At 42.3% G+C, this 17,416-nt stretch carries 17 protein-coding genes; 11 read left to right on the top strand and 6 right to left on the bottom strand.

Annotated features, from left to right (window positions below; genetic code table 11):
• Positions 1-145 precede the first annotated feature (145 nt).
• The gene (locus A6749_RS07150) at positions 146-1,012 is read right to left on the bottom strand and encodes an ABC transporter substrate-binding protein (RefSeq protein ID WP_066386943.1); all 867 of its coding nucleotides are present in this window, start codon (positions 1,010-1,012) and stop codon (positions 146-148) included.
• Entirely contained in the window at positions 1,009-1,950 is a 942-nt protein-coding gene (locus A6749_RS07145) for a substrate-binding domain-containing protein (RefSeq protein ID WP_066386941.1), read from the bottom strand. The genes A6749_RS07150 and A6749_RS07145 overlap by 4 nt, the downstream gene beginning before the upstream one ends.
• A 236-nt stretch (positions 1,951-2,186) precedes the next feature.
• Here A6749_RS07145 and A6749_RS07140 point away from each other — a divergent pair, with 236 nt between their 5' ends.
• Positions 2,187-2,849 carry an FMN-dependent NADH-azoreductase gene (locus tag A6749_RS07140; protein ID WP_066386939.1) on the top strand — a complete coding sequence of 221 codons (663 nt, stop codon included), beginning with the start codon at positions 2,187-2,189 and terminating at the stop codon, positions 2,847-2,849.
• A gap of 172 nt (positions 2,850-3,021) precedes the next feature.
• Here the strand turns inward: A6749_RS07140 and A6749_RS07135 are convergent, their stop codons facing one another.
• Entirely contained in the window at positions 3,022-3,804 is a 783-nt protein-coding gene (locus A6749_RS07135) for an undecaprenyl-diphosphate phosphatase (RefSeq protein WP_066386937.1), read from the bottom strand.
• Between the two features lie 152 nt (positions 3,805-3,956).
• Here A6749_RS07135 and A6749_RS07130 point away from each other — a divergent pair, with 152 nt between their 5' ends.
• Both A6749_RS07130 and A6749_RS07125 read left to right on the top strand, forming a co-directional pair.
• Entirely contained in the window at positions 3,957-4,736 is a 780-nt protein-coding gene (locus A6749_RS07130) for a DUF4931 domain-containing protein (protein ID WP_066386935.1), read from the top strand.
• A 124-nt stretch (positions 4,737-4,860) separates the two neighbouring features.
• Positions 4,861-6,030 (top strand): FtsW/RodA/SpoVE family cell cycle protein, encoded by a 1,170-nt coding sequence (locus A6749_RS07125; RefSeq protein ID WP_066386933.1) that lies wholly within the window; start codon positions 4,861-4,863, stop codon positions 6,028-6,030.
• 47 nt (positions 6,031-6,077) lie between these two features.
• On the opposite strand, the gene A6749_RS07120 is transcribed toward A6749_RS07125, so the two are convergent.
• A complete protein-coding gene (locus tag A6749_RS07120; protein ID WP_066386929.1) occupies positions 6,078-7,436 on the bottom strand; it encodes an alanine/glycine:cation symporter family protein in 1,359 nt (452 codons plus the stop codon).
• A gap of 344 nt (positions 7,437-7,780) precedes the next feature.
• Here A6749_RS07120 and A6749_RS07115 point away from each other — a divergent pair, with 344 nt between their 5' ends.
• The gene (locus A6749_RS07115; RefSeq protein ID WP_066386920.1) at positions 7,781-8,029 is read left to right on the top strand and encodes a DUF2573 family protein; all 249 of its coding nucleotides are present in this window, start codon (positions 7,781-7,783) and stop codon (positions 8,027-8,029) included.
• A 72-nt stretch (positions 8,030-8,101) separates the two neighbouring features.
• Here the strand turns inward: A6749_RS07115 and A6749_RS27565 are convergent, their stop codons facing one another.
• The gene (locus tag A6749_RS27565; protein WP_084797676.1) at positions 8,102-8,236 is read right to left on the bottom strand and encodes a YuzL family protein; all 135 of its coding nucleotides are present in this window, start codon (positions 8,234-8,236) and stop codon (positions 8,102-8,104) included.
• 215 nt (positions 8,237-8,451) lie between these two features.
• Between A6749_RS27565 and A6749_RS07110 the strand changes: the two genes are divergently transcribed.
• The 7 genes from A6749_RS07110 to A6749_RS07080 all read left to right on the top strand — a co-directional run bounded on the left by A6749_RS07110 (position 8,452) and on the right by A6749_RS07080 (position 15,905).
• Complete coding sequence (locus tag A6749_RS07110) at positions 8,452-10,839, top strand: 3-hydroxyacyl-CoA dehydrogenase/enoyl-CoA hydratase family protein (RefSeq protein WP_407937503.1); 2,388 nt, start codon at positions 8,452-8,454, stop codon at positions 10,837-10,839.
• Positions 10,840-10,958: 119 nt separating this feature from the next.
• Positions 10,959-12,134, top strand: coding sequence for an acetyl-CoA C-acetyltransferase (locus A6749_RS07105; RefSeq protein WP_066386918.1), 1,176 nt, complete (start codon positions 10,959-10,961; stop codon positions 12,132-12,134).
• 63 nt (positions 12,135-12,197) lie between these two features.
• Positions 12,198-13,979, top strand: a complete 1,782-nt coding sequence (locus A6749_RS07100; RefSeq protein ID WP_066386911.1) for an acyl-CoA dehydrogenase family protein — start codon at positions 12,198-12,200, stop codon at positions 13,977-13,979.
• A gap of 204 nt (positions 13,980-14,183) precedes the next feature.
• The gene (locus A6749_RS07095) at positions 14,184-14,543 is read left to right on the top strand and encodes an arsenate reductase family protein (RefSeq protein ID WP_066386905.1); all 360 of its coding nucleotides are present in this window, start codon (positions 14,184-14,186) and stop codon (positions 14,541-14,543) included.
• Between the two features lie 79 nt (positions 14,544-14,622).
• Entirely contained in the window at positions 14,623-15,006 is a 384-nt protein-coding gene (gcvH, locus tag A6749_RS07090; RefSeq protein ID WP_066386903.1) for a glycine cleavage system protein GcvH, read from the top strand.
• Positions 15,007-15,221: 215 nt separating this feature from the next.
• Positions 15,222-15,578, top strand: coding sequence for a toprim domain-containing protein (locus A6749_RS07085; protein WP_066386899.1), 357 nt, complete (start codon positions 15,222-15,224; stop codon positions 15,576-15,578).
• 6 nt (positions 15,579-15,584) lie between these two features.
• On the top strand, positions 15,585-15,905 hold the full coding sequence (locus A6749_RS07080; RefSeq protein WP_066386893.1) for a thioredoxin family protein: 321 nt from the start codon (positions 15,585-15,587) through the stop codon (positions 15,903-15,905).
• Positions 15,906-16,774: 869 nt separating this feature from the next.
• Here A6749_RS07080 and A6749_RS27560 read toward each other — a convergent pair.
• Complete coding sequence (locus tag A6749_RS27560; protein ID WP_084797674.1) at positions 16,775-17,263, bottom strand: nuclease-related domain-containing protein; 489 nt, start codon at positions 17,261-17,263, stop codon at positions 16,775-16,777.
• Positions 17,264-17,416 lie beyond the last annotated feature (153 nt).

The following is a 17,416-nucleotide window of genomic DNA, read 5'->3' as shown; positions in this document are numbered from 1 at the left end:
GACCCCTAATTGTCGCAAAAAAGTGGTTGCAATTCAATTGTCGGAAAGTGCCTTCCAACTGTCGGATAAGGCCCTCCAACTGTCAGAAAGCGCCCTCCAACTGTCGGATAAGGCCCTCCAATTGACGCAACCCCGCCGTCAACCATTACTCTGTATAACTAATAAACAATGATTGACCGTATTCCTTTTTACCAAAGTCTTCAATCACTTCTTGGGTTTGCTTATCTACCATAAAGTTGGCAAACTTTTCAGCATCTTTGTTGTTTACTTTATCGTGTTTTTCCGGATTAACTTGCATGACGTGATAGATATTCATTAAATCGTCTGCACCTTCAACGACAATTTTTAGAGTATCAAGATTTTTCTCTTGGGCAAGCCATGTAGCGCGGTCTGTTAAGACATAGCCTTTTTTCTCAGCGGCGACCTGCAAGGTTTGTCCCATTCCCTGACCTGTTGAAACATACCAATCACCTGCTGGCTTCACCCCGGCCGCTTCCCAAATGCTTAGTTCCTTCTTATGTGTACCGGAATCATCGCCACGGGAAACAAAGATTGATTTTGAATCAGCAATTTTCTTCAATGCATCTTTAATATCTTTTCCGCTTACACCGGCAGGGTTTTCACTAGGACCAACTAACACAAAGTCGTTGTACATTACGCGTTTGCGGTTGATGGCATCGCCTGAAGCAACCACTTCTTCTTCCGCTTTAGGAGCATGAACAAGGAGCACATCTGCTTCGCCTTTTTTACCCATTTCCAATGCTTGTCCGGTTCCGACAGCGATTGTTTTTACTTTTACATTGTTTTCCTTTTCAAACATTGGAATCAGTACGTCAAGCAAACCGCTGTCCTGGGTGCTAGTTGTAGTAGCAAGAATCATTTCCGTTGGTGCAGCTTTCACTGGTTCCTTTTTATTATTTGCAGCTGCATCTTTTGTGTCAGTGCTGCCGCAGGCTGATAATACGAAAAGCATAAGAGCACCGAGTGCGATGACTAAACGATTTTTCTTCATAAAAGTTCCTCCGTCTTGGTTGTTTGATAGATAATTTTTCCTAAATTTGTAATATCGTAGCCTTCAAGGTCCGTTAAGCTATCTTTGAAGCCTGCTGATTGCAGGTAATTAATCAGAGCGGTTAAACTTTGCTTATTTTCATGGGTAAAACGGAAAACAAGATCAAAATTTTCATTTGCCACCGGAATAAAATCGAGTCCCAGGTGGCTGGCTGCCGATTGAATGCCAAAAGCGGCATCGACAATTCCTCTGCTTATGTATGACGCTGCGGACAAATGATTCCATTCCTCATTGTCATAGCCGTTAATCATCCGTGGATCAATTCCGAAGCCTGCGAGCTTAGAGTCTAGTAAAAAGCGGGTGCCCGAACCTTTTTGGCGGTTGATAAATTGAATATCTTTTCTTGTTAGGTCTGTGAAATCGTGAATGTTTTTCGGATTGCCTTTAGAGACAATGAAGCCTTGCTCCCTCGAGGCAAGCCGCATGACTAAAATAGATTCGTAAATAAATATCTGATGGATAAATGGAAGATTATATTCTTGTGATGAAGGATCTAATAGATGGATGGCTGCGATATCGCATTGGCCGCGGTATAGCAGCATTAAACCTTCCAGACTGCCTATGTAAGATGGTTGAATCTGCAAGTTTATTGCTCGTGCTGCTTGTTTTGAAAAATGTTCGACTAGAAAGTCATGACTGCCAGATAGTCGGATCGATGCAGCCAAACTGCCTGTGGCCGCGGTCTGTTCTATTGGTCCTTTCTTGGCAGGTGCTTTCGAGCTCTCTTTAAATCTTTCAATCTCTGAATGTTCAATGCGCATTTTGTTTCCGATTTTAAAGGCCTGAAGTTCTCCGCGTTTGATGAGTTCATATACAGTATGTTTGGAAATCTGAAATACTTTAGCGACCTCGTCGGGAGTGTAGGCCTTGTCCTCCATTTGTCATCCCTCCTTTTTTCATAATTTTAAAAAAATCATACCATAAAGAATGTGATTTTTGTTAAGTTTTGTTAGGTTTTATTAAGTTTTGTTTGGAATTGTCACGGAATGTTCAAGCCTCTTAAGACGGGAATGTTGAAAGTTCATATATTTTTCAACTATCGTGCAATAGTAAGCATGTCGATGGGTGTAAGATAGTAGTGGGTAAAAATTACTGGATAAGGGAAGGGATCCTAATGTCGAAGCTTTTGTATATTACAGCTAATCCCAAAAAGGACGTTAAGCTATCAAAAGGTGCACAAATCGGTGAAGCATTTTTGGAGGAGTTTAAAAAAGTGCAGCCGGATGTAGATATTGAGCAGATGCACTTATATAGCATGTATATCCCGGAAATTGATATGGATTTATTGTATGGCCGCGCGAAATTGTCGTTTATGGGCTACACGAAGGAGCAGCTGCCTGAAGCTGAACGCACGAAATTGGAAAAAATGCATGCTTTGGCCGACCGTTTTATTGCGGCTGATTACTATGTATTTGTTACGCCAATTTGGAATCTCGGTGCTCCAGCCATCTTAAAATCGTTTATGGACTGCCTGTTTATAACAGGAAAAACGTTCACGAACACGCCGGAGGGTCCCAAAGGGCTATTGACAGGTCGGAAGGCTCTTCACATTCAGACACGTGGCGGCGTCTATTCCACTGGTCCAATGGTGGAATTTGAAATGGGTGACCGTTATTTACGGAAGGCACTCGAGTTCCTTGGCTTCGACTTGATGGATACAGTTATAGCAGAAGGGATGGATCACTTTCCAAAACTAGTGCCGGAAATTATCGCGAAGGCAAAAATGGAGGCAACGGCGGCGGCGAGGGAGATGGCAAAAAAGCCAGTTACTTTATAAAAAAGAGCGGCTCTACCATAGGTTCGAGCCGCCATTTTATTGTATTTAGTAATGTTTTTGCCCTCAGTAAATTAGCGTTTGCAAGTAAACACAGCGTAAACGCAAGTAATGCCGCTCTCTGTGCAAGTAACCGACGCCTATACGCAAGTGAAATTTTAAAGAGACCCAGGTTTCAAAACTTCCCCGTAAACTGAAACGCAAGCACAATCAGCCCTAACGCCCAGACATAAATGGCAAATGGCTTTAGGGAGTGATTTTTCAAAAAGCCAATCATCCATTTGACAGCGATGTAGCCGAAGAAGGCGGAGGAGATGATGCCTACTAGCAGGGCGGATAAGGAGATTTCTTCGCCGCCGCCGCCGAGCAAATCCTTTGTTTGCAAAACGATTGCCCCGGCAATGGCCGGTGTTGACAATAGAAATGAAAAGTAGGCGGCTGTTTCGCGGTCTAATTTGCGCCACAGGGCGGCGACAATGGTCATTCCGGAACGGGAAATCGCTGGTAAAATCGCAACAGCCTGAAACGTACCAATAATAAAGGCATCCCTGTAGCTGATATCGTCCATCCGCTTATACCCATTTTTTGCAGAATCAGCCATCCAAAGGAATAATCCGGTCAGCAGGAACTCCCATCCAATTGTCACCCCGGTTTTTGAAATCTCCTCAATATAATCTTTAAAGGCAAGTCCGAGAATCACCGCTGGAATGGTGCCGACAATTAATAAAAACGTTAATTTGCTAAACGGGTTTCGAATGATTTTGACAAACTCATCCTTGTAAAAAATAAACACAGCAATCAATGTTCCGACATGGAGCATCGTATCAAGCAGGAGGCCCGCTTCCTGTAAGCCAAATAAATTTCTCCCTAAATAAAGATGCCCTGTACTAGAAATAGGCAAAAATTCCGTTAACCCTTGAATAATTCCAAGAATAAGTGCTTCTAGTTTTGTTAACATATCTTCCCTCTCATTCCGATTGTAATTAAGCCTGTACCTAATGGATATGCAAATATCTCTCGGACTATGAAAATAACAAAACAAAATGTGTGCAATGGGAACGCCTTCTCCCATAGAATAGAATCATAGTTATTCGAGAGGAGATAAGCATAGTGGAAATGAAACACCTTCACTTTAATACGTCAATTGGAGCCAAGAAGCCGGAAAGTATCCGCAACAAAGAAGCTGCCTGCCCATTTTGTGCCAGAGATGAACTTACTAATATCATTGAAGTCGATGAACCGATCATTCTCTTGAAAAATAAATATCCGGTTTTAGAAAATGCTTATCAAACCGTGTTAATCGAAAGTGATGATTGTCATGGTGACCTTTCAACATATCCGAAGGAACATCTGCACAAATTATTCCGATTTGGGATCGAACATTGGCTTGATTTGGAAGCATCGGGAATATATCGTTCGGTTATTTTTTTCAAAAACCACGGGCCATTGTCGGGAGGCTCAATTGCTCATCCCCATATGCAAATTGTCGGGCTAGACGATATCGATTATAAAGAAACCGTCGATCCGGAAATGTTTGAAGGAATTGTTATTGCCGAAGAGGAAAATGGTCCAAGGTTTACTTTATCAACAAAGCCGCGCGTGGGATTTTATGAATTTAATATCGAAATGACTGATGCTTGCTATCAAGAAAGATTTGCCGAGTACTTACAAATCGCGGTTCATTATATCCTGAATCATTTTCCGTTTAAGGCAAATAGCTATAATGTGTTTTTTTATCATATTAATGGAAACATTTATGCCAAAGTGGTGCCGCGGTTTGTGACAACTCCGCTTTATATTGGCTACGGTCTGCCGCAGGTGCCTAACAATTTGGAATGGATGGCGGAGGAGCTGTCGCGCATCTACTTTAATGTGCCGCTAACCGTATAGAAAAGGGGCGGAACTCCGTAATAGTATGGGTAAATTCATCCATCGGGAAGTTAGAAGTTGTGATTTCACTTTTTTAAAAATATAATGGAGGAATGTAAAAGTTTTTTCAAGGTGGGCACTTCTCATGACTTCCAATAAAAATACAACTTCAAAACTTGACTATAGTCTTGTTCTTATATTAATGCTTTTGTTTCTGGCCAGCTGTGCGGCAATTTATAGCGCGCAGCAGAGTGGACAATATGATCGTAACTTTTTAGTAATGCAAATTGCCTGGTATGTTGTCGGCAGTATCATTATTGGAATTGTTATGCATTTTGATTCCGACCAATTGCGAAAGCTGACATGGTATGCTTTTGGATTTGGAATACTCCTGCTCATTCTCTTAATTATTGCGCCGGAAAGTATCGCTCCTAGAATTAACGGCTCAAAGAACTGGTTTCGCTTTCCTGGAGTTGGGACCATCCAGCCGTCGGAGTTTATGAAAATATTTCTGATACTCGGTTTGGCTCGTGTGATTGATGACCATCACCAAAAAAACGTCATAAAGACGGTACAAACGGATTTTTGGCTGTTAATTAAGCTGGGGATCGTTACGATGGTGCCGCTTGTGCTTATCATCAAGGAAGACTTGGGAACAGGGCTTGTGTTTTTAGCGATTTTATTAGGGATGATTTTTATATCAGGGATAACCTGGAAGATACTGGTTCCGATATTTTCGACTTGTGCCGTTTTGATTGGTACGGTATTTTATTTTGTTCTATGGAATCCTGAATTTCTTGAGAAATATCTAGGGGTAAAGCAATACCAATTCGGCAGAATTTATTCCTGGCTTGACCCTTACAATTACCAAAGCTCTGCTGGCTACCAGCTGATTAAGTCGATGCTCGCGATTGGTTCGGGGCAGACGAGCGGTAAAGGGATCGGCAACCGCGAAGTTTACTTGCCGGAGAGCCAGACGGACTTTATTTTCAGCGTCGTTGGAGAGGAATACGGTTTTATCGGCGCAAGTATATTAATCAGTTTATTTTTCTTGTTAATTTACCATATTACTAAGGTTGGCATGGAAACAAAGAATAACTTTTATACGTATATTTGTGTCGGAGTCATCAGCATGATTACCTTCCACGTGTTTCAAAATATCGGCATGACCATCGGTGTGCTCCCAATTACCGGGATTCCGCTTCCGTTCATCAGTTACGGGGGGAGTGCGTTAATGGGGAATATGATGGCGGTTGGGTTAGTTTTTTCCATCCGCTACCATTATAAAAAATATATGTTCTCAACCAACTCATAACAAAAAGAGCAGGCGCCATTTAAATGGCATCCTGCTCTTTTTTGCATTTAAGCTGTAATACGCTGGTTTTTTTGCTGTGATTTTTCCTTCGCTCTTAACTGTTTAAACGATCTTGTCTCCGCTACAACAACGCCTGACAAGAAGACAAGTCCAATTAAGTTCGGGATTGCCATTAAGGCATTAAAGATATCGGCAATCGTCCAAACCAGTCCTAAGTTCATGCCTGCACCGATTAACACAGTGGCAACATACACTACGCGGTAAATCGTAATCGATTTATTTCCAAACAGATACTCAAAACATTTCTCTCCGTAATAAGCCCAGCCTAATACAGTAGAGTAGGCAAAAAGGATAATTCCAATCGTGACAATCCAGCCGCCGCCCGGAAGCAGCTTGTTAAATGTTTCGGTTGTTAGGGCTGCACCAGTCAGCTTATCATCCATGAACATGCCGCCCATAACAAGAGTGATTCCTGTGATAGAACAAACAACGATCGTATCGAGGAATGTACCAGTCATGGAGATCAACGCCTGGCGTCCTGGATGGTCTGTCTTCGCTGCAGCTGCCGCGATTGGGGCAGAACCCATCCCAGCTTCGTTTGAGAAGACGCCGCGTGCTACCCCGTAACGGATTACGGAACCAATGGCCCCACCGGCAACTGCTTGTCCTGAAAATGCATCGGAAAAGATTAGTCCCAGTGCATGCGGAACAAGATCAAGATTCATCACGATAATAGCAAGGCCGCCTAACACATAAAAAATTGCCATAAATGGAACAAATATAGATGTTACTCTGCCAATACTTTGAATACCGCCTAAAATAACAAGTGCCGTAAAAATCGTTAAAATAATACCAGTAATCCATGGATTCAAGCCAAAGCTGTTTTCAACAGCAGCGGCAACGGAGTTCGACTGTACCGAGCTGCCGATTCCAAAAGCAGCAATGGAACCGAAAAGGGCGAATAGGACAGCAAGCCACTTCCAGCCTAAACCTTTTTCTATGTAGTACATCGGACCGCCTGCCATTAGACCGTTTTTACCAACTGTACGATATTTAACGGCTAAAATGGCTTCTGCATATTTAGTCGCCATTCCTACAAGGGCAGTCACCCACATCCAAAGAACGGCACCAGGGCCGCCCAAAACAACCGCCGTAGCAACCCCGGCAATATTACCAGTACCAATGGTTGCCGCAAGCGCAGTCATTAACGACTGGAAGTGGGAAATATCGCCTTCAGAAGTATGGTCCTGATCTTTTTTCGAGAAAGCTAGCTTTAATGCATAAGGTAAACTAAAAAACTGGTAGAAGCCAAGCCGCAATGTTAGCAATAAACCAGTACCAACGATTAAGATTAACGTCGGCGGCCCCCAAACGATACCGCTTAGCCAATTAAGAAAATCTGTCATTCCATTCACCATCCCTTTTCTTTATCTTTTTCGAAATGAGTTGTCCGAATAGGACAATAAAACAAAAAATTCTAATAATATATTAAAGTATAAAAAACACTATTTCAATATTAGGAATGTTATAAATATATATATGTAATTTTTGTTTGTGTTCTGTTACTATACAAAATCAGATTTGATTACTTGTTATATAACAATGATTATACCTTTATTAAACTAATAATGTCTATCATTTTTTAGAAAAGAATTTATATTCAATCAGTGAGACAGGAACCGTTGCCATGCTTCATGTAATGAAAATTGATATACTATAATTACAAGGATGTTAAGGAGGAAACGCTAAGATGGAGAAAGAATTTTTTCAGCAGCTCGACGCTTTGCTTGAAAAATACAGCGAGCTATTAGTAGGAGAAACAGATGAAGAAACAAAAGAAAAAGTAAAAGCTTGGGCCATGTATTCCCACATCGCCAAATCCATGCCCCCGCTCATCGCCCACTGGAGCGCACTATACCCGGATGCTCGAGCAGAAATGAAGCAAATCATTCAGGAAATCAAGGAACTCAATGAACAGCTAAAGAAATCTAAACAATAAATGGTAAACGGTGTCAGGCACCATGTGAATTTTTCACATGGTGCCTGACACCAAATTCCATTTTTCTCCACTCTAGTCCTTTTTGTATTGGCTGTTTTGGCTGTTTTGTTTGTCGATGCCGCTTGCTTCACGGCCTGGGCCGGCGTTGCCTTTAACGCTTGCGGCGCTGACGCCTGCTTTGGAAGGATTTTTCTTCATTCTCGCCATGGTTATCACCTCATCCATAGAATGCCCTGTGCAAACAATTTTATCTAATGGAGTACGGAAAGTTATTTTTCAAAAAAATTTCAATTTTCCACGATTACTGATTGCACAATTTTTTGAAATCTTTTATAGTTAATAGTAACGAAACTCATTCGAGGGTAAATTTTTTTAACCAAAAAATGAATGAGTATTCATTCAAAATTAAGAAGGGGGAGACAATGTTGAACCAATTGATTAAAAAAGCGGCTGTTTTAGGATCAGGAGTAATGGGATCGGGGATTGCAGCACATCTTGCGAACATCGGAATTCCAACACTTCTTCTGGATATCGTCCCACGTGAATTAACGAAGCAGGAAGAGGCAAATGGCCTTACATTAAAAGATATGCAAGTGCGTAATCGAATTAGTACTGCAGCTATCCAAAAGCTGTTAAAACAAAAACCGGCGCCATTAACACTGAAAAAGAACCTTGACCTGATTGAAGCGGGAAACCTGGAAGACGATTTAGTGAAATTAAAAGATGTGGACTGGGTTATCGAAGTTGTGGTTGAAAACCTTAATGTCAAAAAGCAGGTGTTTGAAAAAGTAGAGCAATTCCGTAAACCAGGAAGCATTATCAGCTCCAATACATCGGGAATATCAGTAGAGGCAATGGTAGAGGGGCGCTCCGATGATTTTAAAAAGCATTTTCTAGGTACGCACTTCTTTAACCCGCCGCGTTACTTGAAATTATTAGAGGTAATCCCAACACAATATACGGACCCGGATGTGCTTTCTTTCATGAAAACGTTTGGCGAGGATGTTTTAGGCAAAGGTGTTGTCGTCGCCAAAGACACACCAAATTTTATTGCCAACCGCATTGGGACTTACGGCCTTTTAGTAACTGTACAGGAAATGCTGAAGTCCGGGTTAAGTGTCGGGGAGGTAGATTCGATTACCGGCCCATTAATTGGACGGGCAAAAAGTGCCACCTTCCGTACTCTCGATGTCGTCGGATTAGATACATTCTATCATGTCGCTGGCAACGTCTATGAAAAGGTTGAAGGGGAAGAGAAGGAAGTCTTTGAAGTACCGTCATTTATGAAGAAAATGGTCGAAAACGGCTGGCTTGGCAGTAAATCCGGTCAAGGCTTCTTCTTGAAAAAGGGAAAAGAAATCCTTGAACTTGATCCAAATACGCTCGAATACGGTCCGCGTAAAAAGCTTTCGACTCCAGCTATCGAGCTTGCGAAGCAGGAAAAAGGGACGGGAAATAAAATGAAAGCGCTTGTTTATGCTGATGACTGTGCCGGACAATTTTTATGGAACACCTTTGCAAAGTCTTTCGTTTACTCCGCACAGCTGCTTGGTGAAATTGCCGACGATATTGTGGCGATTGACCAGGCAATGAAATGGGGCTTTGGCTGGGAAATGGGTCCATTTGAGACATGGGATGCCATCGGTGTTGAAAAATCTATACAGAAGCTGGAAGCATCCGGTTTAGCGGTGCCTGCGTGGGTAACGGAAATGCTCGCAAAAGGATTTACCACGTTCTATAAGGAAGAAAACGCAGAACTTTACTTCTACCATAAAGGCGAATACAAGCCGATAGAGTTCAATCCTAAGGTAATTGACCTTAAAAAGGTGAAAAAGCAAAAAGGTGTCATTAAAAAGAACAGCGGCGCAAGCCTGATTGATATCGGTGATGGTGTTGCCCTGCTTGAATTCCACTCGCCGAATAATGCGATCGGCATGGATATCGTCCAAATGCTGAACTTTGCAGTAGATGAAGTGGAAAAGAATTATAAAGGACTTGTAATCGGCAACCAAGGCAAGAATTTCTGTGTCGGCGCGAACCTTGCGATGATGCTGATGGAGGTTCAGGATGACAATATTTATGAGCTGGATTTGATTGTCCGCCAGCTTCATAAAGCATTATTAAAAGTGAAGTACAGCTCGAAGCCGGTTGTTGCCGCACCATTTGCAATGACACTTGGCGGCGGCGCGGAGGTTTGCCTGCCTGCTTCCCATATTCAAGCAGCATCGGAAACATATATGGGACTTGTGGAGACAGGTGTCGGCCTGCTTCCTGGAGGCGGAGGAAACAAAGAGCTTTATATGAAACACTTAGAAAACATTCAAAGTGGGGTTCAAATTGACCTGCAGCAGGTTGCGAATAAAGTTTTTGAAACAATCGCCATGGCAAAGGTTTCTACATCAGCAGATGAAGCACGCGAAAATGGCTTCCTAAGCAAATCCGACGGGATCAGTGTAAACGGCGATCATCAGCTATATGATGCAAAACAGGCAGTGCTGGCATTGCATGAACAAGGCTACAAACCAAAAGTGCGCCGCAAGGTTCCAGTCACAGGGGAATCAGGCTATGCGACATTATTGCTCGGGGCCGAAGCAATGAAACTATCAGGCTATATCTCAGAGCATGATTTAAAAATTGCAAAGAAAATTGCTTACGTTATTTCCGGCGGCAAAGTGCCATTCGGAACTGAAGTGGATGAGCAATACTTATTGGACTTGGAAAGAGAGGCCTTCTTAAGCCTAATCCAAGAGCCAAAATCGCAGCAGCGCATGCAGCATATGCTTTTAAAAGGCAAGCCTTTACGAAACTAATTATCTAGGGGCCAGCCCCCATTAACATTAGAGGTATTATTACTAAAATATTTCGTAGGGTCAGAACCCTTTATCCATTTTCATATTTTTATAAATTGAAAGAAAGCGAGGGAACTTGCATGAGAGAAGCGGTTATCGTCGCTGGAGCGCGAACTCCAGTAGGGAAGGCAAAGAAGGGAACGCTTGCCCATGTTCGTCCTGACGACTTAGGAGCATTAGTAGTAAAAGAAACATTAAAGCGCGCAGGAAATTATGAAGGGAATATCGATGATTTAATTATTGGCTGTGCCATTCCTGAAGCGGAGCAAGGGTTGAATGTAGCCAGAAACATCGGCGGATTAGCAGGGCTGCAGCATACGGTTCCGGCCCTCACCGTCAATCGTTATTGTTCGTCCGGCCTGCAGACCATTGCATATGCAGCGCAATCAATCATGCTCGGTCAGACGGACACAGCGATTGCTGGCGGGGTTGAGTCCATGAGTATGGTGCCTATGACCGGACATGTCCTTAGACCAAACATAAAGCTTGTGGAATCAGCACCGGAATATTATATGGGCATGGGCCATACCGCTGAAGAGGTAGCCAAAAAATACGGCATTACCCGCGAAGAACAGGATGCCTTTGCCGTAAGAAGCCATCAGCGCGCGTACAAGGCAATCCAGGAAGGAAAATTTGCCGACGAAATCGTACCGGTTGATGTAACTCTTCGCTCTGTCGGAGGCGATAATAAGCTGGTCGAAAAAACGATTCAATTTACCCAAGACGAAGGTGTCCGTCCGGATACAAATCTTGAAACGCTAGCGAAACTTCGCCCGGCATTTTCGGTGTCAGGCACCGTAACGGCGGGCAACTCTTCGCAAACAAGTGACGGTGCGGCTGCCGTAATGGTGATGGATCGTGAAAAAGCGGAAGCGCTTGGGCTGAAGCCACTCGCCAAATTTAGGTCATTTGCCGTTGGCGGCGTTCCACCTCAAATTATGGGGGTAGGTCCGGTTGTAGCGGTACCAAAGGCATTGAAGCTTGCCGGTCTTGAATTATCGGATATCAATCTATTTGAACTAAACGAGGCCTTCGCATCGCAATCTATCCAAGTGATTCGCGAGCTTGGGCTTGATGAGGATAAGGTGAACGTCAACGGGGGAGCCATTGCACTTGGCCACCCGCTTGGCTGTTCCGGAGCAAAGCTGACTTTAACACTTATTCATGAATTAAAGCGCAGAAACGAACAATTTGGCGTTGTTACAATGTGTATTGGCGGCGGCATGGGTGCTGCCGGCGTGTTTGAATTACTTTAAATAAATGATTTCGGGGATGTAGTTTAAGCCCCATCCCTGAAAAAAGATTAGGAGGAATTTTTTATGACAGAAACTAAAAAAATCGTAAAAGGCGGGAGCTTTTTAATTGAAGATATTTCTTTTAATCAAGTGCTAACACCGGAGGATTTTAACGAAGAGCATTTAATGATTGCCAAAACAGCCGATGATTTTATTGAAAAAGAAGTGCTGCCGCAGCTGGAATACTTAGAAAAACATGAGTTTGACCGGACTGTAAAGCTATTAAAGCAAGCCGGCGAGCTTGGGCTGTTGGCAGCTGACGTGCCTGAAGAATATGACGGCTTAGGCTTGGATAAAATCACCTCATCGCTTTTAACTGAAAAAATGGCGAAAGCTGGCGGTTTCTCACTTTCACATGGTGCACACGTTGGGATCGGCTCACTGCCAATCGTTTTATTTGGAAATGAGGGGCAAAAGAAAAAGTATTTACCCGCCCTTGCTTCAGGTGAAAAAATTGCCGCTTATGCCTTAACCGAGCCAGGTTCAGGTTCCGATGCTCTTGGCGCAAGAACAACAGCTAAATTAAATGCAGAAGGCACACATTATATCCTTAATGGTGAAAAACAGTGGATCACCAACGCCGGCTTTGCCGATGTGTTTGTGGTTTATGCAAAGATTGACGGCGAGCATTTCACTGCATTTATCGTGGAAAGAGACTTCCAAGGCGTTTCCACTGGTGCCGAAGAAAAGAAAATGGGAATCAAGAGCTCATCTACTCGCACGTTAATTTTAGAAGACGTTCCAGTTCCGGTTGAAAACCTGCTTGGTGAATATGGCAGAGGACATGTTATTGCCTTCAATATTTTAAATATCGGCCGTTATAAGCTTGCGGTCGGCGCTGTCGGAGGTTCCAAGAGTGCATTGGAAATGACCGTTAAATATGCAAACGGCCGCCAGCAATTTAAAACACCTATTTCTCAATTCAATCTAACAAAAGAAAAATTTGGAACGATGGCGTCAAAAATTTATGCGGCAGAAAGCTCGGTTTACCGTACAGTTGGTTTGTATGAAGACAACCAAGGCCAGCTTTCCATTGAAGATGCGAAAGACATTAAGAAGGTGGCGAATTCTGTTGCGGAATATGCCATTGAATGTTCGTTAAATAAATTCTTTGCAAGTGAAGTGCTCGATTATGTCGTTGATGAGGGTGTTCAAATACACGGCGGCTACGGCTTTATGCAGGAATATCCAATTGAAAGAGCGTACCGCGACTCCCGTATTAACCGGATTTTTGAAGGTACAAACGAAATCAACCGTTTACTGGTTCCAGGAACGCTTGTGAAAAAAGCAATGAAGGGCGAGCTGCCATTATTCCAAAAAGCGCTTCAGCTCCAAGAGGAATTAATGATGCTGATGCCGGAAGAACCTGGTGATGAACCATTGGCACAAGAAAAATATCTTGTCAGAAACGCGAAGAAAATCGCCTTATTGGCAGCCGGTTTAGCAGCACAAAAATATGGCAAAGCCCTTGAAAGAGAGCAGGAAGTGTTAGCAAATATTGCCGATATTATCTCAGACGTATACGCAATGGAATCCGTTGTATTACGTACGGAAAAAGCAATTGCCGCAGCCGGCGTTGAAAAGACTAACCAGAAGCTTCTCTACACACAAATCTTCTGTCAAGAAGCATTCAATCATATTGAAGCAATTGCCAAAGAGACACTGGTTGCGGTCGAAAAAGGCGACATGCTGCGGATGATGCTGTCATCGCTACGCAAATTCACGCGCCACACGCCAATTAATGTAATCGCGAAAAAACGCGAAGCAGCTGACGTTCTTATTGAAGCGGAACGCTATGTAGTTTAAGGGTTTTTAGTACGGGTCTCCTCTGTTCTTTGAGGGGGCCCTAATTATTTTTAAAATTTTTTTGAACTAGAAGGATTTTTTACGAAATATGTCGAAATTGTTTGTTGGAATAATTTATTGACCGTTAGGAATTTGAAAAAGAATATGGTAATATTCAATTGAAGGTCCTGTGGCACTATTTAAAAAAAAAGGGGCGTGAAATGGATGTCTCTGACGTTTTATTGGTATCCAAAATGCGGCACATGTCGAAATGCAAAGAAATGGCTGGATGCCCACGATCTTTCTTATGAAGCTATACATATTGTCGATAATCCTCCGTCTCGTGAGGAATTGGAAAAGCTGTACCGAAACAGCGGTTTAGAATTGAAAAAGCTTTTTAATACAAGCGGTCAGAAATATCGTGAATTAGGCCTCAAGGATAAAATCAAGACTGCTGATGAAGCCGAACTTCTTGACCTGCTTGCATCCGATGGCATGTTGATCAAACGCCCGGTATTAACCGACGGGGAACATGTCACAGTAGGCTTTAAAGAAGAAGAGTATGAGAAAATGTGGCTGAAATAAGCCAGCCGGCTTTACTTACTTGGGAAATCGATCACAATCGATGATAGATTTTAGAAAAAACATGGAGGGATTGTTAGCTATGACTACACCAAAGGAATTGCGTTACTCTGAAGAACATGAATGGGTAAAAGTGGAAGGAGAAAAAGTCCGCGTAGGGATTACTCACTTCGCACAATCTGAGCTTGGAGACATCGTTTTCGTTGAGCTTCCAGAAGTTGGCGATGAAGTAACATTGAACGAGCCATTCGGCAGCGTTGAATCTGTTAAAACAGTTTCCGAACTTTACGCTCCTGTAAGCGGTAAAGTTGTGGAAGTAAACGAGGACTTAAATGACAGCCCAGAATTTGTCAACGAGTCTCCATACGAAAAGGCATGGATGATTGTAGTTGAATTATCAAACAGCAGCGAGCTTGATGAGCTAATGACTGCTGAACAATATGATCAAATGACACAAGAAGACTAATTCTAGTTTTTGATATGGAAAGCACCCTCTGGTATTGCGGGTGCTTTTTCTATGGGGGAAATTTCCACGATAACTCCGTATTTAATGGGAAAACTAGCTTGTAAGCAAAAAACTATTTTAAAAATGACAATAATGATATTGTTAACATACATAGCATAAGCACTCTTTAAGTCATTAGAATATGTTAACAGTAAACCACTACTATCAGGTGATGGATGATGAATTCGTATGTTGACAAAGTTCTTATTGTCGAGGGAAAATCGGACAAAAATAAGGTGAAAAAGATTGTGAAGGAACCGGTGGAAATCATTTGCACAAACGGGACCATCAGCCATACAAAATTGGATGAATGGATCGAGTTCTTGGACGATAAGGATGTATATATCCTTGTTGACGCAGATGAAGCCGGTGAAAGACTGCGTAAGCTGTTTAAACGTGAATTTCCAAATGCTGAGCATTTATATATAGACCGGATGTATCGCGAAGTCGCGACAGCCCCGGTGCACCATTTAGCGACAGTTTTAATAGGTGCAAATATTGATGTCCACACAGAGTTTTTAGAAATGGGATAATGTTTTATGAACGAATGGAATCGAAGTGATTTAACTTTATTTATAGAAAAAGGCAGAACGGGTTTAGTGTATTTTTTTACCCCGCTATGCGGCACCTGCCAGCTTGCCGGAAAAATGCTGCAGGTGGTTGAAAACTTGGTTGACCTTGAAATGGGGAAGATGGATTTGAACTACTACCCGGATCTCGCCGAGAGGTTTGCGATTGAAAGCGTGCCTTGTTTACTTTTAGTTCGCGACGGTCAAGTGGTTAAAACAATCTATGCTTTCCATTCCGTGCCGTATCTTTTAGGGGAAATTAAGGTGGAATTGATGGGAACAGATGCCTGAGATGGGGTATCTGTTTTTTTGTTTAAAAGGGGATGTTAAGCTTTTTTTCGAGAAGATGGCGCTAAAAGGTATAACTGAAGATGGTTTTCTAATGCCTGCGGGAAAGGAAAAAAGGGCGAGACGGTAAAAAGAGAAGGTTTCAATTGCCCGCGGGAGATGAAAAAGGGCGAGACGGTAAAAAGAAAAGGTTTCAATTGCCCGTTGAGGATAGAAAAAGCGAGAAACGGTAAAAAGAAAAGGTTTCTAATGCCCGCGGGAGAAGAAAAAAGGGCGAGACGGTAAAAAGAGAAGGTTTCAATTGCCCGTTGAAGATGAAAAAAGGGTGAAACAGTAAAAAGAACCGTTCCCTATTACCAGCAGAGGATAAAAAAGTCAGTCTATTGTAAAAAGAAAAATCCCCATAATAAAAGGGTTCAGCATTATTCAAAAAACTGAACCCTAAACCACGTAATTAATTCAATATATAAAATATCTGTATGTTGTCTTCCCCACCGACCTACAATTCTTCACCAAAATCCGCCGAATCCTTTTCTTGGATTTTACAACTTTACACGATTTGTGAACTAAAACAGTTGTTATTTTCATCTCTGGAAACAACAGCTGCAATTCCCGCACATGTCGGAGCACAGCGGATTCAACCGGTTCGCGATGCCCGCATTTTTTACAAACGATGAATTGCCCGTCCTCTTCCGTCTCAAGCGTAAGACACACTGCACAAATCATCCTTTTTTACATCTTATTAAACTCATAAGAAGGAAGCTTCATATTTGAGGACACTGGTTTATGAAGTGAAATTAATTGCTGGGCGAGCCACTCATGAGACTTATTTAATTTTGAATGGAACTTGTCCAATTTTTTTATAAGACGATTCACTTGGGTCGGGTATACAATTGGATAATTGCTTGCATGAGGGTAAACTCGGGGTTGATGAAGACTAGGCTGGCCTCAACACGAACATCAAATCCAAGTTCTTGTAGCAATTTAATAAACAAAGATTCACACCTTTTTAACTGTGAAAGCGAATCTTTAACGATATTTCCCTTTATGCGATACAGCTTGCCATCTTCATAGTAATAGTCGCCCTCATAATTTTTCACATCGTAAAGATAAATGATTCCCTGAAAAATTACGGTGGTGTCGATTTGGAATTCACTTCCACCTACTTCCAGCAACAGCCCTTTTAAAACGATACAGTCGCTTTGAAGCTTGTCCGTCAATAAGTCAAATGGCAGTTCACCTTCAAAGCCTTTTTCTAGCCCGTTATAATTCCATCGTTCTAGTTCTGCTAAAATCATTCTGGCATTTAATGACCTTAAACTGATTAAGTTGATTGGCGGTATCCGCAGCTTACTTCTCATTTCTCCACATCCTTTCGTTTACGCAGCACAATACTATTTTAATAAACAATCCCCCTTCCAGGCCGCATAATTTTTATACAATTCATGAACAATAGAAAAATTAAAAATTTCTATATTTACAAAATGTCCCCTCCGGATTATGATGTTTAGGGA

Origin of the sequence: Neobacillus mesonae (assembly GCF_001636315.1) — a bacterium.
GTDB classification, from domain to species: Bacteria; Bacillota; Bacilli; order Bacillales; family Cytobacillaceae; genus Neobacillus; species Neobacillus mesonae.
Note: the sequence above shows the minus strand (reverse complement) of the source record. Positions and strands in the feature narration are given on the sequence as shown.

Bases quoted from the DNA above. Each gene is read 5' to 3' on its own strand.
- A6749_RS07150 (WP_066386943.1), bottom strand. From the start codon at position 1,012: ATGAAGAAAAATCGTTTAGTCATCGCACTCGGTGCTCTTATGCTTTTC.
- A6749_RS07145 (WP_066386941.1), bottom strand. From the start codon at position 1,950: ATGGAGGACAAGGCCTACACTCCCGACGAGGTCGCTAAAGTATTTCAG.
- A6749_RS07140 (WP_066386939.1), top strand. From the start codon at position 2,187: ATGTCGAAGCTTTTGTATATTACAGCTAATCCCAAAAAGGACGTTAAG.
- A6749_RS07135 (WP_066386937.1), bottom strand. From the start codon at position 3,804: ATGTTAACAAAACTAGAAGCACTTATTCTTGGAATTATTCAAGGGTTA.
- A6749_RS07125 (WP_066386933.1), top strand. From the start codon at position 4,861: ATGACTTCCAATAAAAATACAACTTCAAAACTTGACTATAGTCTTGTT.
- A6749_RS07120 (WP_066386929.1), bottom strand. From the start codon at position 7,436: ATGACAGATTTTCTTAATTGGCTAAGCGGTATCGTTTGGGGGCCGCCG.
- A6749_RS07115 (WP_066386920.1), top strand. From the start codon at position 7,781: ATGGAGAAAGAATTTTTTCAGCAGCTCGACGCTTTGCTTGAAAAATAC.
- A6749_RS27565 (WP_084797676.1), bottom strand. From the start codon at position 8,236: ATGGCGAGAATGAAGAAAAATCCTTCCAAAGCAGGCGTCAGCGCCGCA.
- A6749_RS07110 (WP_407937503.1), top strand. From the start codon at position 8,452: ATGTTGAACCAATTGATTAAAAAAGCGGCTGTTTTAGGATCAGGAGTA.
- A6749_RS07105 (WP_066386918.1), top strand. From the start codon at position 10,959: ATGAGAGAAGCGGTTATCGTCGCTGGAGCGCGAACTCCAGTAGGGAAG.
- A6749_RS07100 (WP_066386911.1), top strand. From the start codon at position 12,198: ATGACAGAAACTAAAAAAATCGTAAAAGGCGGGAGCTTTTTAATTGAA.
- A6749_RS07095 (WP_066386905.1), top strand. From the start codon at position 14,184: ATGTCTCTGACGTTTTATTGGTATCCAAAATGCGGCACATGTCGAAAT.
- gcvH (WP_066386903.1), top strand. From the start codon at position 14,623: ATGACTACACCAAAGGAATTGCGTTACTCTGAAGAACATGAATGGGTA.
- A6749_RS07085 (WP_066386899.1), top strand. From the start codon at position 15,222: ATGATGAATTCGTATGTTGACAAAGTTCTTATTGTCGAGGGAAAATCG.
- A6749_RS07080 (WP_066386893.1), top strand. From the start codon at position 15,585: ATGAACGAATGGAATCGAAGTGATTTAACTTTATTTATAGAAAAAGGC.
- A6749_RS27560 (WP_084797674.1), bottom strand. From the start codon at position 17,263: ATGAGAAGTAAGCTGCGGATACCGCCAATCAACTTAATCAGTTTAAGG.